Source organism: Gordonia crocea (assembly GCF_009932435.1).
GTDB lineage: Bacteria > Actinomycetota > Actinomycetes > Mycobacteriales > Mycobacteriaceae > Gordonia > Gordonia crocea.
In genome coordinates this window covers 158,091-171,342 of record NZ_BJOU01000002.1, presented here as the reverse complement: position 1 = coordinate 171,342, position 13,252 = coordinate 158,091, and the positions used below count along the sequence as shown (strand labels likewise).

Genomic DNA, 13,252 nt, shown 5'->3' with positions numbered 1-13,252 from the left:
CCTCCTCCCGCGCCGTGCCATAAGGTGAATACGTCCATATTAGTCGGGATCGGTGGGGCGATGATCTTCAAGTCGGTGCAGGACGGGAAACCGTATCCGGCGCACAACCTCTCGCCGCGCGCTTGGGCAAAGATCCCGCCCCGCCAGTTCCGCCTCGACCAGCTGACCACGGTGACGACGGTCCTCGCCCTCGACAAGCTGCTGAGCGAGGATTCGACGTTCTACGGCGACCTCTTCTCCCACGTCGTGAAGTGGCGCGGCGAGATCTACTTGGAGGACGGTCTGCATCGCGCCGTGCGCAGCGCGTTGCGGAACCGTCCCCTCATCCACGCCCGGATGCTCGACCTGGACACCATCGACCTGTCCCCCGGCGCCCCGCCACTCGAGGAGCAGCTCGACACTCCCGCCGTCCGGCCGTCGGCGCCGCGACACCGCGCCGATTAGGCCTGCACCGGTCAGGCCGGCCCGGATCTGCGCGCGTGCCGTGTCGCCGATGATCATCGCGTCAGTCGACGAGGATGTCGCGGACCACCCCGTCGGCCAGTAGGCGCCCGGAATCGGTGAGGACGTAGGCCTCGTCGACGACGCGCAACAGCCCGTCGCCCACGGCCCCCTCGGCGCGCGCCCGCTCCTCGTCATCGAGAATCGCCGACGGCAGCCCCGAGCGCATCCGCAGGCGCAGCATCACCGCCTCGATGTGCCGATCGTCGTCGGTGAGGACCTCGAAGTCATCGCCGGGCCACACCCCGTCGGTCAGCGCCGACGCATAGGTCGCCGGATGCTTGCGGTTCCACCAGCGCGCCCCGGCCACGTGCGAATGAGCGCCCGGACCGATGCCCCACCAGTCGTCGCTGCGCCAATAGGCCTCGTTGTGGCGGCACGCCGAATCCGGCCCCCGCCCCCAGTTCGAGACCTCGTACCATCCGAAACCCTCGCCAGACAGCCGGTCGTCGATCCGCTCGTAGCGCGCGGCGAGCACGTCGTCATCGGGTGCGGGCACCTCCCCGCGGCGCACCTTCCGGGCGAAGGCCGTCCCGTCCTCGACGATGAGCGCGTAGGCCGAGACGTGGTCGATCGGGGCCGCCAGCACCGCGTCGAGGGTGGTGTCGAGGTCGGCGTCGGTCTCCCCCGGGGTGCCGTAGATGACGTCGAGGTTGACGTGCTCGAACCCGGCCGCCCCGGCTTCCGCCGCGGCCGCGATGGCCCGACCGGGCGTGTGGTTGCGGTCCAGGATCGCCAACACCCGCGACGACGCGGACTGCATGCCCAACGACACCCGGGTGTACCCGGCGGCCCGGATCTCGGCAAAGAACTCCGGCGAGGTCGACTCGGGATTCGACTCGGTGGTCACCTCCGCGCCGGGCGCCAGGTCAAAACTCGCCCGCACCGCGTCGAGGAGGTCGGCCAACCCGTGCGCGCCGAGCAGCGACGGGGTCCCACCGCCGACGAACACCGTCGACACCGGGCGCGGGCCGGCCAACGCCGCCGCACCGTCGAGTTCCCGGCGCACCGCCTCCAGCCACGACTGCGGCGACGACGACGAGCCGAGTTCGCCGGCGGTGTAGGTGTTGAAGTCGCAGTAGCCGCAGCGCGTCGCACAGAACGGAACGTGCAGATAGAGCCCGAGCGGCTCACCCCGGTCGCCGGCGTGCAGACGTCGCGCGACCGCCTCGGGCAGGTCGCGCCAATGCGTCGCAGCGGTGGCGGTCATTAATCCATCATCCCGCAGGTGCGGCGGCGACACCGCCGTCGGGAGCGGACCGGCCCGCCGGGAGTGTGCTTTCTCTCACCATGATTGAAAATCTGCCCAAGTAGACGCGGTGCGGGTCGGCGTGGCATGATGAACAACGTGACTACACGAGGATTGCGCCTGATCCAGCGGCGCCATATCGACCTCATGCGCTGTGACAGCGCATCGTGTATGCGCTAGCCGGACTCGGCCAGCGAGTAGTCCCTCCCCGGTTGCGCCCCCCGCGCGCCGTCCCGGATGCCGAATCCGCGTTTCACCTCTTTCATGACAGCCCCCATGTCGCTGCGCACGCATGCGCTGCGCGAGGAGAAATCCATGACGCTCACCACTCCGGAGTCGGTCGACGACAACGTCGACACGCCTCGCCCCCGCCGGGAACGGCCGACCGGTGACCGGCCGGCCCGTGCCGCCGGCGACCAGCCCGCCCGCCGCGCACGGCCGACGAAGCGCCGCTCCGAGGGCCAGTGGGCCCTCGGCTACCGCGAGCCGCTCAACGCCAACGAGCAGTCCAAGAAGGACGACAATCCGCTCAACGTGCGCGCACGCATCGAGAACATCTACTCCAAGGTCGGGTTCGACGGCATCGACAAGGCCGATCTGCGCGGCCGCTTCCGCTGGATGGGTCTCTACACCCAGCGCGCCGAGGGCTACGACGGCACCTGGAGCCACGACGACAACATCGACGTCATCGAGGCCCCCTACTTCATGATGCGCGTGCGCACCGACGGCGGTCAGCTGACCATCCCGCAGGTGCGGACCCTCGCCGGCATCTCCCGCGACTTCGCCCGGGGCACCGCCGACGTCACCGACCGGCAGAACATCCAGTACCACTGGATCGAGATCGAGAACGTGCCGGAGATCTGGCGGCGCCTCGAAGAGGTCGGCATGGAGACGATCGAGGCCTGCGGCGACTGCCCGCGCGGCATGCTCGGCTCCCCGCTCGCCGGCCTCTCGGTCCACGAGGTCCTCGACGCCAGCCCCGCCCTGGCCGAGATCAAGCGCCGCTACATCGGCAACCCCGAGTACTCGAACCTGCCCCGCAAGTTCAAGACCGCCATCTCCGGTCTGCAGGACGTCGTCCACGAGATCAACGACGTCTCCTTCGTCGGCGTCGAGCACCCCGAGCACGGCCCGGGCCTGGACCTCTGGGTCGGCGGCGGGCTGTCCACCAACCCGATGCTCGCGCAGCGCGTCGGCGCCTGGATCCCGCTCGACGAGGTGCCCGACGTCTGGGAGGGCGTGGTCGGCATCTTCCGCGACTACGGCTACCGCCGCCTGCGGTCCAAGGCGCGGCTGAAGTTCCTGTTGAAGGACTGGGGGCCGGAGAAATTCCGCCAGGTCCTCGAGGACGAGTACCTGGGCCGCAAGCTCATCGACGGCCCGGCCCCGGTTGCGCCGAAGCAGCCGATCGACCACGTCGGGATCACCGAGCAGAAGAACGGGCGCTACGCGCTGGGCTTCTCGGCGGTGTCCGGGCGCCTGTCCGACACGGTTCTCGACGCCATCGCCGACGCCGCAGAGAAGGCCGGCAGCGACAGTGTGCGGCTCACCCCGTATCAGAAGCTCGTCGTGGTCAACGTTCCCAAGGAGAACATCGAGCAGCTCGACGCCGATCTGTCCGCCGTCGGCCTGCAGTCGCGCCCGTCGCGCTGGCGCCGCAACCTGATCGCCTGCACCGGGTTGGAGTACTGCAAGCTCTCGTTCACCGAGACCCGCAGCCGCAGCCAAGAACTCGTGCCGATCCTCGAAGAGCGCCTCGCCGAGTTGAACGAGCAGCTCGACGTGCCGGTGACGATCAACTTCAACGGCTGCCCCAACTCGTGCGCCCGGATCCAGGTCGCCGACATCGGACTCAAGGGCCAGTTGATCGACGACGGCGACGGGCACCCGATCGAGGGCTTCCAGGTCCACCTGGGCGGCAGCCTCGGCTTCGACCTCGGGTTCGGCCGCAAACTGCGCCAGCACAAGATCTACGCGCACGAGGCGACCGACTACATCGACCGGGTGGTGCGCAACTTCATCGCCGGGCGCAACGAGGGCGAGCGCTTCGCCGAATGGGCCGCCCGCGCCGACGACGCCGAGCTGCAGTGAGGAGGGACAGATGACCGCCACACTCGACACCGACCGGTTGCGCGACATCGCGGCGCGCGGCGCCGACGAGCTCGGCCCCGACGCCTCCGCGCACGAGCTGCTCGCCTGGACCGCGCAAACCTTCGGCGATGACTTTCTGATCGCGGCCAACATGCAGGACGCGGTGTTGATCGACGTCGCCGACAAGGCCATCGACCGTGAGCAGGTCGGCGGCCGGCTCAAGGTGCTGTTCCTCGACACCGGGTACCACTTCATCGAGACGATCGGCACCCGTGACGCGGTCGCCCAGGTCTACGACCTGGACCTGATCAACGTCGCCCCGGAGCACACCGTCGCGCAGCAAGACGAACTGCTGGGCCGGGACCTGTTCTCCCGCGACCCCGGCGAGTGCTGCCGGCTGCGCAAGGTCGTCCCGCTGCGCGCCGGGCTGTCCGGTTTCTCCGCGTGGGTGACCGGTATCCGCCGCGTGGAAGCGCCGACCCGGACCAATGCCCCGTTGATCTCCTACGACGAGGGCTTCGGGCTGGTGAAGATCAACCCGTTGGCCGCCTGGTCCGACGAGGAGTTCCAGACCTACATCGAGGACCACGGGGTCCTCGTCAATCCGCTGGTGGACGAGGGCTACCCCTCCATCGGGTGCGAACCCTGCACCGCCAAGCCAGCCATTGGAGCCGATCCGCGCAGCGGCCGTTGGGCCGGGCGCGCCAAGACAGAATGCGGGTTGCACGTCTCATGAGCATTGATACGCACATCTCCCCCTTCGGCCTCGACAAGACCGAGGGCGAGTTCGACACCCTCGACGCGCTCGAGTCCGAGTCCATCCACATCTTCCGCGAGGTAGCCGGCGAGTTCGAGCGCCCGGTGATCCTGTTCTCCGGCGGCAAGGATTCGACCCTGCTGCTGCACCTGGCGCTCAAGGCCTTCTGGCCGGCGCCGCTGCCGTTCTCGCTGCTGCACGTCGACACCGGGCACAACCTGCCGGAGATCATCGAGTTCCGCGACGAGATCGTGGCGCGCCACAACCTGCGGCTGCACGTGGCCAGCGTCGAGGAGTACCTCGCCGACGGCCGGCTCACCGAGCGTCCCGACGGTATCCGCAACCCGCTGCAGACGATCCCGCTGCTCGACGCCATCACCGAGAACCGCTTCGACGCGGTGTTCGGCGGGGCCCGTCGCGACGAGGAGCGCGCCCGCGCCAAGGAGCGCGTCTTCTCGCTGCGCAACGCCTTCGGCCAGTGGGACCCCAAGCGGCAGCGGCCCGAGCTGTGGAACCTCTACAACGGTCGCCATGCCCCCGGCGAGCACGTTCGCGTGTTCCCGCTGAGCAACTGGACCGAGCTGGACGTCTGGCGCTACATCGCCCGCGAGCAGGTTCTGCTGGCGCCGCTGTACTACGCCCACGAGCGCGAGGTCTTCTCCCGCGACGGCATGTGGATGACCCCCGGCCCGTGGGGCGGTCCGCGCGAAGGCGAGGCGCTGGAGACGCGTTCGGTGCGCTACCGCACCGTGGGCGACGGCTCCACCACCGGCGCGGTCCTGTCCGACGCCGCCGACAACGAGGCCGTCCTGGCCGAGGTCGCCACCTCCCGACTCACCGAGCGCGGCGCCACCCGCGGCGACGACCGGGTCTCCGAGGCGGCCATGGAAGACCGCAAGCGCGAAGGATATTTCTGATGACGCAATCGACCAGCACCGCAAACCTGGCGAACGGGCCGCACCACCCCGATCTGTTGCGCATCGCGACCGCCGGCAGCGTCGACGACGGCAAGTCCACCCTCGTCGGCCGCCTGCTCTACGACACGAAGTCCGTCCTTGCCGACCAGATCGACGCGGTCAACCGCGCCTCACAGGCACGCGGCCTGGACGGGCCCGACCTGTCGCTGCTCGTCGACGGGCTGCGCGCCGAACGCGAGCAGGGCATCACCATCGATGTCGCCTACCGCTACTTCGCGACCGCCAACCGCTCGTTCGTCTTGGCCGACACCCCCGGTCACGTCCAGTACACCCGCAACACGGTGTCCGGCGCATCGACCGCACAACTGGTGATCCTGCTGGTCGACGCCCGCAACGGCGTCGTCGCGCAGACCCGCCGCCATGCCGCGGTGATGGCCCTGTTGGGCGTGCCGCAGCTCGTGCTCGCGGTCAACAAGATCGACCTGGCCGATGATCCGCAGGGACAATTCGCGCAGATCACCGCTGACTTCGCCGAGTTGACCCGGTCGCTGGGCTGGACCGACGAGCAGGTCTTGGCGATCCCGGTGTCCGCGCTGCACGGCGACAACGTCGCCACCCGGTCGGAGCGCACGCCGTACTACGACGGCCCGACCCTGATCGAGCATCTCGAGACCGTCCCGAACGTGCACGAGCGCGCCGGCGACCCGGTCGGTCTGCGCTTCCCGGTGCAGTATGTGATTCGGCCGCGCACCGCAGAGTTCCCGGACTACCGCGGCTACGCCGGACAGGTCGCCACCGGCACCGTCGCCGTCGGCGACGAGGTGGTCATCCTGCCGTCCGGGACCCGGACCACGATCGAGGCCATCGACACCGCCGATGGCCAGCTGCCGGCCGCGCACGCCGGGCGCAGCGTCACCCTGTTGTTGGCCGACGACGTCGACGTCTCGAGGGGTGACGTCATCGCCGCGGTCGGCGATGCCCCGGAACCGATCCAACAGTTCACCGCCACGGTGTGCTGGCTCGGCGACAAGGCGCTGCGCCCGGGTGCCCGACTGCTCCTCAAGCACGGGACCCGTACCACGCAGGCCATCGTCGGGAGCATCGACGTCCGGTTCGACGAGCAGGATCTCACCCTGATCGAGTCGCCGGAAGCGTTGGAGCTCAACGAGATCGGACGGATCTCCGTGCAGACGGCCGAGCCGATCGTCGCCGACGACTACAGCCACAGCCGCGAGTCGGGCAGCTTCCTGCTGATCGACCCGGCCGGCGGCAACACGCTGGCGGCCGGCCTCGTCGGGGATGCCCTCGACCAATTGCATCTGACGCCCAGCACGGTCCCGGCGTGAGCGTCCTCCTCGTCGCCCACGGCAGCCGGGACCCCCGGTTCGCCCTGACGCTCACGCGTATCCGCGACGAGGTCCGCACCACGCTCCCGGCCGAGCGGATCGAACTGGCCTATCTGGATCTCGACGAGCCCCTCGTGGCCACTGTCCTGGACTGGCTCGCGCCGGCGGGCGACCCGATCCGGGTGGTGCCGCTGCTGCTCGGCGACGGCTATCACAGCCGGTTCGACCTGCCCGTGCTGCTCGACGCCGCACGGCGGCGCTGGCCGACTCTCACCCTGGTGCAGACCCCCGTTCTCGGGAAGGCCGATCTGAGCCCGGCTCTGGTCGACCGCGCCCGGGCCGCCGGCCTGCGCGCCGGCGACGGCATCGTCATGTACGCCGTCGGCTCCTCCGACGAACGTTCCGACGACGCGGCCCGACGCCGGGGCGCCGAGGTCGCGCGGTTGACCGGCAACCCGGTCGAGGTGGTGTTCGCGACGAAACTCGGCCGACAGGCCTCGGTCCTGCGCGGCGCCGTCGGGCGTCTGCGTGCCGGCGGCGCGAAGCGGATCGTCGGGTTGCCCTACTTCCTGTCCCCGGGCCTGCTGGCCGAGCGTGTCGAGGCACTGCTGGACGAACTCGCCCCGGGTGATCCGATCGCCGGGGCCCTCGGCCCGCACGGACTCGTCGTCGAGGCCATCGCCGGTCTCGTTCCTCCCGCACCGATTCACATCTCCCGACGTAATCCCGTCGGGAAATGCGAATTCGATCGGGAGGAAGCCGACTCGGTCCCCCGCCGCTAGCCCTGGATCCGGGCGCGACCCTCGCCCCACTCGACGTCGCGCAGCTCGTTCTTGCGGATCTTGCCGGTGGAGGTCTTCGGCAGTTCGTCGACGAAGGCGACGTCGCGCGGCGCCTTGTAGGAGGCGATCTTCGACTTCACGTGCGCGATGATCTCGGCATCGGTCGCCTCTTGTCCCGGCTTGAGCACGACGATGGCCTTGGGGCGCTCGCCCCACTTGTCGTCGGGCACCCCGATCACCGCGACGTCGAGCACCGCCGGATGGCTGACCACCGCCTGCTCGACCTCGATCGTCGAGATGTTCTCCCCACCGGAGATCACGACGTCCTTCGCCCGGTCCAGGAGCTGCACGTACCCGTCCGGGTGCATGACCCCGAGGTCCCCGGAGTGGAACCAGCCGCCGGCAAACGCCTCGGCGGTGCGTTCCTCGTCCTTGAAGTACCCCTTCATCACCACGTTGCCGCGCATCACGATCTCGCCCATCGCAACCCCGTCGTCAGCGACGTCGACGAGTTCCGCGCCCTCCTCGGTCTCGGTGCTCACCACCCGCAGCCGGTCCGCGGTGATCATGCCGACGCCCTGCCGCGCCATCCGCACCGAGAGTTCCTCGCCGGACAGCTCCGACCAACTCGGATCCGGCTCGCAGACCGCATAGGGACCGTAGGTCTCGGTGAGTCCGTAAACGTGGATGATGGTGATCCCCAAGTTGCGGATCGCCGCGATGATCGTGGGGCTGGGCGGTGCCCCCGCAGTCGCGATCGACATCGGCCGGCTCATCGGATGCGCCTCGGGCGCGGTCGCCAGCGTGGTCAGCACGGTCGGCGCGCCCGACATGGCGGTGATGCCCTCGGTGTCGATGAGGCGCCACATCTCCTCGCCGCGCACCGCGCGCAAGCAGACGTGGGTGGCGGCCACCGCGGTCAGCGCCCACGGGCCGCACCAGCCGTTGCAGTGGAACATCGGCAGGGTCCACAGGTAGTTGGTGTCGATGGAGAAGCCCTGGGTGATCACGGTGCCCAGCGATCCCAGGTACGCGCCGCGGTGGGTGTACATGACGCCCTTGGGCTTGCCGGTGGTTCCCGAGGTGTAGTTGATGGTGAGGACGGCATCCTCGTCGGCGACATCCCACACCAAGTCCTCGCCGGCATCCCCGCGGGCGAAGAACTCGTCGTACCGCACTGCGACGCCCTCGTACTCGCCTTCCTGGCTGGGCGTCTCGATGATCTCCCGCACCGTGGCGAACTCCACGTCGGCGATGCCCGCCAACAGCGGCGCGTCCCCGACGAGCAGAACCGATTCGGAGTGGTCGCCGATGTAGCGGATCTCCTCCGGTGCCAACCGGGTGTTGACGGCGACGAGGATCCCGCCGACCAGCGGAACCGCGAAGTGTGCGGTGAGCAATTCCAGTGAGTTGCTCGCCAGGTAGGCGACCTTGTCGCCCGGCTCGACCCCGGAGGCCCGCAGCGCGCCGGCGAGCGACCGGACGTCGGCGGCCAACTCGGCGTACGTCAGGCGGCGCCCACCGTCGATGGCGGCGAGCTTGCCGGGGTGCACCGACGCGGCGCGCTCCAAGAAGCGCAACGGAGACAGCGGCGTGTTGAGTCCGGACGTGGCGGTGGCACTGGTCATAGATCCTCACTTCGTGTGGTGTCTATGACAGTCCTACTCCACCCTCCTCCACCGTAGGAAAAATCCCGCGGTTTTCGCCGCCCGATGCAACGCCGATGCAACCCCGCGAGGGCTACGCCTCGAACGCGGCGATCTTCGTCGCCCGGGCGTACACCGTCTCCCCCGGCTGCAGGTGCAGGGCGTTCTGGTCGCCGCGGGTGATCTGCGCGGCGAACTCATCGCCGGTGGCCGACGCGAGCAACTCCACCCGCGTCTCGAACCCGAGGTTCACCACGCGCGACACGGTCGCCTTCACGACCCCGGTGTCCAGTTTGGCGTCACCGCCCGGCAGGGCGATCTCGGGATGGCGGCCGATCCGGATGTCGTGCGGGCGGACCAGTTCGCCGTTGAGGCGGACGGTCGAGCCGAGGAAGGACGCGACGAACGGATTGTCCGGCCGGTCGTAGAGGTCGTCGGGCGAGCCGACCTGCTCGATGCGACCCTGGTTGAGCACCGCGATCCGGTCCGACACGTCGAGCGCCTCGGCCTGGTCATGGGTGACCAGCACGGTGGTCACGTGGACCTCGTCGTGCAGGCGCCGCAGCCACTTGCGCAGATCGTCGCGCACCTTCGCATCGAGCGCGCCGAACGGCTCGTCGAGCAGCAGCACCTTCGGGTCCACCGCCAGCGCCCGGGCCAGGGCCATGCGCTGGCGCTGACCGCCGGACAGCTGCGCGGGAAAGCGCTTCTGGAAGACGGTGAGCCCGACGATGTCGAGCAGCTCGTCCACCTTCTTGTCGATCTCGGCCTTGGGTCGCTTGCGGATCTTGAGGCCGAACGCGATGTTGTCGCGCACGGTGAGGTGCTTGAACGCCGCGTAGTGCTGGAAGACGAAGCCGATGTCGCGCTGCTGCGGCGAGGCGGCCGACACATCGCTGCCGTTGATGATGACGGTCCCCGAGTCGAGGCCGTCCAGGCCGGCGATGGCCCGCAGCAGCGTCGACTTGCCCGAGCCCGACGGGCCCAGCAGCGAGGTCAACGACCCCTCCGGAATATCGATCGACACATCGTCGAGGGCGGCGAAGTCGCCATAGCGCTTGTTGGCGCCGATTACCGAGATAGACATGTCACACGCCTTCCTTGATGAGCTGGGGTTCGTTGCCGATCGCGATCGGGTCGTCGGCGGTGGTTTCGGTTTCGGTCGAGGCGGTCGATCCACTCGCCTCGGCGTAGCGGTTGCGCACCCGCCGTTCGATCAGGGTCATCGCCACGAGGACCAAGACCGCCACGAACATGAGCAGGGTGGCTGCGGCGTAGGCACCGAACTCGTTGTAGTCGTCGGTGTAGCGCGAATGCACCAACAGGGTCAGCGTCTGGGAGATACCCGGGAAGTTCGACGAGACCATGGTGACCGCGCCGTATTCGCCGAGGGCGCGGGCGATGGTCAGGACCACGCCGTAGGTCAGGCCCCAGCGGATGGCCGGCAGGGTGATCCGACTGAAGGTCTGCCAGCCGTTGGCACCGAGGGTGGCCGCGGCCTCCTCCTGCTCGGTGCCGATCTCCCGGAGCACCGGCTCGACCTCGCGGACGACGAACGGCAGCGTCACGAACAGCGTCGCCAGCACCAGGCCGGGGAATCCGAAGATCACCTTGAACCCGAGACTCTCCACGCCGCCGAACCATCCGCCGTGGCCCCACAACAGGATGAGTGCGACACCGGCGACCACCGGGGAGACGGCGAACGGCAGGTCGACCACCGACTGCAGCAATCCCTTGCCCGGGAAGTTGCCGCGCACGAGGGCGAGGGCGGTCGCGATGCCGAAGACCACGTTGAGTGGGACGACGACCGCGACGATGAGCAGGCTCAGCTGCAGCGCCGAGATGGCCGCCGGGGTGGTGATCCACTCCCAGAACTGCCCCACACCGTGCTCGAAGGAGCGCCAGAAGATCAATCCGACCGGCACCACGAGGAGAACGAAGAGGTAGACCAGCGCGATGGTGCGCAGGGAATAGCGGGTGAACGGCGAAACCTTCATCGATCATCGTCCTCTCGCACCGACTGCCGCCGCCCGACGAGGCGCAGTGCAAACAGCACCACGAAGGCGATCAGCAGGAGTACCACCGACACGGCGGCCGCGTTGACCGGCTCGTCGATCTCGATTTGCTGTTGGATGTACTGGGATGCGACCTGCGTCTTTCCCGGGATGTTGCCACCGATCAGGACGACCGAGCCGAATTCGCCGATGGCACGGGTGAAGGCCAGGCCGGCTCCGGTCAAGATCGATGGGAGCAGTGCCGGGAGCACCACCTTGGTGAAGGTGACCCGGTTGCTGGCACCGAGTACGGCGGCGGCCTCTTCGACGTCGGTGTCGAGTTCGAGGAGCACCGGCTGCACCTGGCGGACCACGAACGGCAGCGTCACGAAGGTCAGCGCGATGACCAGCGCCGGTTGGGTCGCGTTCAGGTGGATGTCGATCGGCGAGTTGGGCCCGTACAGCGACAGCAGCACGAGGCTGGCGACGATCGTCGGCAACGCGAACGGCAGGTCGATGATCGCGTTGACGAAACCCTTGCCCGGGAAGTCGTCACGGACGAGCACCCAGGCAATCAGCGTGCCGAAGACCATGTTGATCAGGGCGACGACCACGGACACCCCGACGGTGATCAGCAGCGCGTCGACCGCGTTGCGCTCGGTGATCGCCGAGAAGAATCCGCTCCAGCCGTCACCGAAGGACTGGACGGTGATCGCCGCGAGGGGCAGCAGGACGATGATGCTCAGCCACAGCCAGGCCAGTCCGATGCCCGCGGGCGATACCCCGTTGAACGTTCGTGGCCGGCCGAGGAAGCCGGCCGGGGGCGCCGACTCCGGCGCCGCAGTTGCCGCGGTCATCGCTTGCCTCCCGCGCTGTAGATCTCGCTGATGGCGCCCTTGGACCCGAACAGCGCCTTGTCCACGGACTTCCACCCGCCCAGGTCGGCCACCGTCCAGAGCCGGTCGATGCGGCCGGGGAACTTGTCGGCGGTCTCCGCGATCACCGACGGCACGACCGGGCGGAATCCGGCCTGTGCCCACAACCGTTGGGCCTGCGGGGTGAAGAGGAACTCGACGAACGCCTTGGCCGTGGCCTTGTCGCCACTGGTGTTGACCACCGCCACCGGGTTCTCGATTTTGAACGTCTGCGCGGGCACCACGTATTCGATCTGCTCGCCCCGCGTCGTGGCGTTGGCCCGATCGAGCATGATCGCCTCGTTCTCATAGCTGATGAGAACGTCGCCCTGCCCCTGCTCGAAGGCGGTGGTCGCCTCGCGGCCCGACTTCGGCTGCACCTTGATGTGGTCGCGGACCAGCTTGGCGATGTAGTCGAGGCCGGCCTGCGGGTTGCGCCCACCGTCGCTCTTCGCGGCGAACGGGGCCAGCAGGTTCCACTTCGCCGAGCCCGAGCTGCCCGGGTTGGGGGTGATCACCTGGACACCGGGCTTGAGCAGATCGTCCCAGTCCCGGATGTTCTTCGGATTGCCCTTGCGCACCACCAGGGCCACCACGGACCCGAACGGGGTGCTGTTGTTGGGCGCCTGGGACTTCCAGTCCTCGTCGACGACGCCCTCCTTCACCAAGCGGGTGATGTCGGGTTCCACCGAGAAGTTCACCACGTCGGCGGGCACCCGTCGCGCCACCTTGCGCGACTGGTCGCCGGAGGCGCCGTAGCTCTGCGAGAAGCCGACTCCCTGGCCTTCGGGCGTGGCCCGGAAGGCGGGGATGATCTTGTCGAAGCCGGGCTTGGGCACCGCATAGGCCACCAGCTTGAGGTGGCGGCTTCCCGACGAGATGTCGAGGCCGCCGGGTTCGTCGGTGGAGCCACCACCGCAGGCTGCAGTCCCCAACGCGACACCGCACACCAGGGCGGCCGCCACCAGGGTTCTCACCGCGCGCCGCGGGTGCAGGCGTCGGGACGGAATCGTCGTCGTCACCGGGCCTCCTTCACGTCATTGATCGTCGGTCTT

12 protein-coding genes are annotated in these 13,252 nt (G+C 68.8%); 6 read left to right on the top strand and 6 right to left on the bottom strand.

From position 1 onward, the window contains the following. Positions 1–60 precede the first annotated feature (60 nt). Positions 61–444 carry a type II toxin-antitoxin system VapB family antitoxin gene (locus tag nbrcactino_RS12470; RefSeq protein ID WP_161927877.1) on the top strand — a complete coding sequence of 128 codons (384 nt, stop codon included), beginning with the start codon at positions 61–63 and terminating at the stop codon, positions 442–444. A gap of 61 nt (positions 445–505) precedes the next feature. On the opposite strand, the gene hemW is transcribed toward nbrcactino_RS12470, so the two are convergent. After that, positions 506–1,711 (bottom strand): radical SAM family heme chaperone HemW, encoded by a 1,206-nt coding sequence (gene hemW, locus nbrcactino_RS12465; protein ID WP_161927876.1) that lies wholly within the window; start codon positions 1,709–1,711, stop codon positions 506–508. Between the two features lie 354 nt (positions 1,712–2,065). Between hemW and nbrcactino_RS12460 the strand changes: the two genes are divergently transcribed. Genes nbrcactino_RS12460 through nbrcactino_RS12440 form a run of 5 tightly spaced genes read left to right on the top strand, consistent with a single transcriptional unit; the run spans position 2,066 to position 7,643 of the window. After that, on the top strand, positions 2,066–3,841 hold the full coding sequence (locus tag nbrcactino_RS12460; RefSeq protein WP_161928028.1) for a nitrite/sulfite reductase: 1,776 nt from the start codon (positions 2,066–2,068) through the stop codon (positions 3,839–3,841). A gap of 10 nt (positions 3,842–3,851) precedes the next feature. Continuing rightward, a complete protein-coding gene (locus nbrcactino_RS12455; protein WP_161927875.1) occupies positions 3,852–4,577 on the top strand; it encodes a phosphoadenylyl-sulfate reductase in 726 nt (241 codons plus the stop codon). Further along, positions 4,574–5,515 carry a sulfate adenylyltransferase subunit CysD gene (gene cysD / locus nbrcactino_RS12450; protein ID WP_161927874.1) on the top strand — a complete coding sequence of 314 codons (942 nt, stop codon included), beginning with the start codon at positions 4,574–4,576 and terminating at the stop codon, positions 5,513–5,515. Before nbrcactino_RS12455 ends, cysD begins: the two co-directional genes overlap by 4 nt. Continuing rightward, positions 5,515–6,861 (top strand): sulfate adenylyltransferase subunit 1, encoded by a 1,347-nt coding sequence (locus nbrcactino_RS12445; protein ID WP_161927873.1) that lies wholly within the window; start codon positions 5,515–5,517, stop codon positions 6,859–6,861. The genes cysD and nbrcactino_RS12445 overlap by 1 nt, the downstream gene beginning before the upstream one ends. Further along, a complete protein-coding gene (locus nbrcactino_RS12440) occupies positions 6,858–7,643 on the top strand; it encodes a sirohydrochlorin chelatase (RefSeq protein ID WP_161927872.1) in 786 nt (261 codons plus the stop codon). The genes nbrcactino_RS12445 and nbrcactino_RS12440 overlap by 4 nt, the downstream gene beginning before the upstream one ends. On the opposite strand, the gene nbrcactino_RS12435 is transcribed toward nbrcactino_RS12440, so the two are convergent. The 5 genes from nbrcactino_RS12435 to nbrcactino_RS12415 form a co-directional block, all read right to left on the bottom strand. After that, the gene (locus nbrcactino_RS12435) at positions 7,640–9,271 is read right to left on the bottom strand and encodes an AMP-binding protein (RefSeq protein WP_161927871.1); all 1,632 of its coding nucleotides are present in this window, start codon (positions 9,269–9,271) and stop codon (positions 7,640–7,642) included. The two genes, nbrcactino_RS12440 and nbrcactino_RS12435, sit on opposite strands and share 4 nt — an antisense overlap. A gap of 112 nt (positions 9,272–9,383) precedes the next feature. Beyond that, positions 9,384–10,376 (bottom strand): sulfate/molybdate ABC transporter ATP-binding protein, encoded by a 993-nt coding sequence (locus nbrcactino_RS12430; protein WP_161927870.1) that lies wholly within the window; start codon positions 10,374–10,376, stop codon positions 9,384–9,386. A 1-nt stretch (position 10,377) separates the two neighbouring features. Then, positions 10,378–11,286 carry a sulfate ABC transporter permease subunit CysW gene (cysW, locus tag nbrcactino_RS12425; protein WP_161927869.1) on the bottom strand — a complete coding sequence of 303 codons (909 nt, stop codon included), beginning with the start codon at positions 11,284–11,286 and terminating at the stop codon, positions 10,378–10,380. Next, entirely contained in the window at positions 11,283–12,140 is an 858-nt protein-coding gene (cysT, locus tag nbrcactino_RS12420; protein WP_161927868.1) for a sulfate ABC transporter permease subunit CysT, read from the bottom strand. Before cysT ends, cysW begins: the two co-directional genes overlap by 4 nt. Continuing rightward, positions 12,137–13,207: a sulfate ABC transporter substrate-binding protein gene (locus nbrcactino_RS12415; RefSeq protein WP_161928027.1), complete on the bottom strand. Its 1,071-nt coding sequence runs from the start codon at positions 13,205–13,207 to the stop codon at positions 12,137–12,139. The genes cysT and nbrcactino_RS12415 overlap by 4 nt, the downstream gene beginning before the upstream one ends. Between the last annotated feature and the right edge of the window lie 45 nt (positions 13,208–13,252).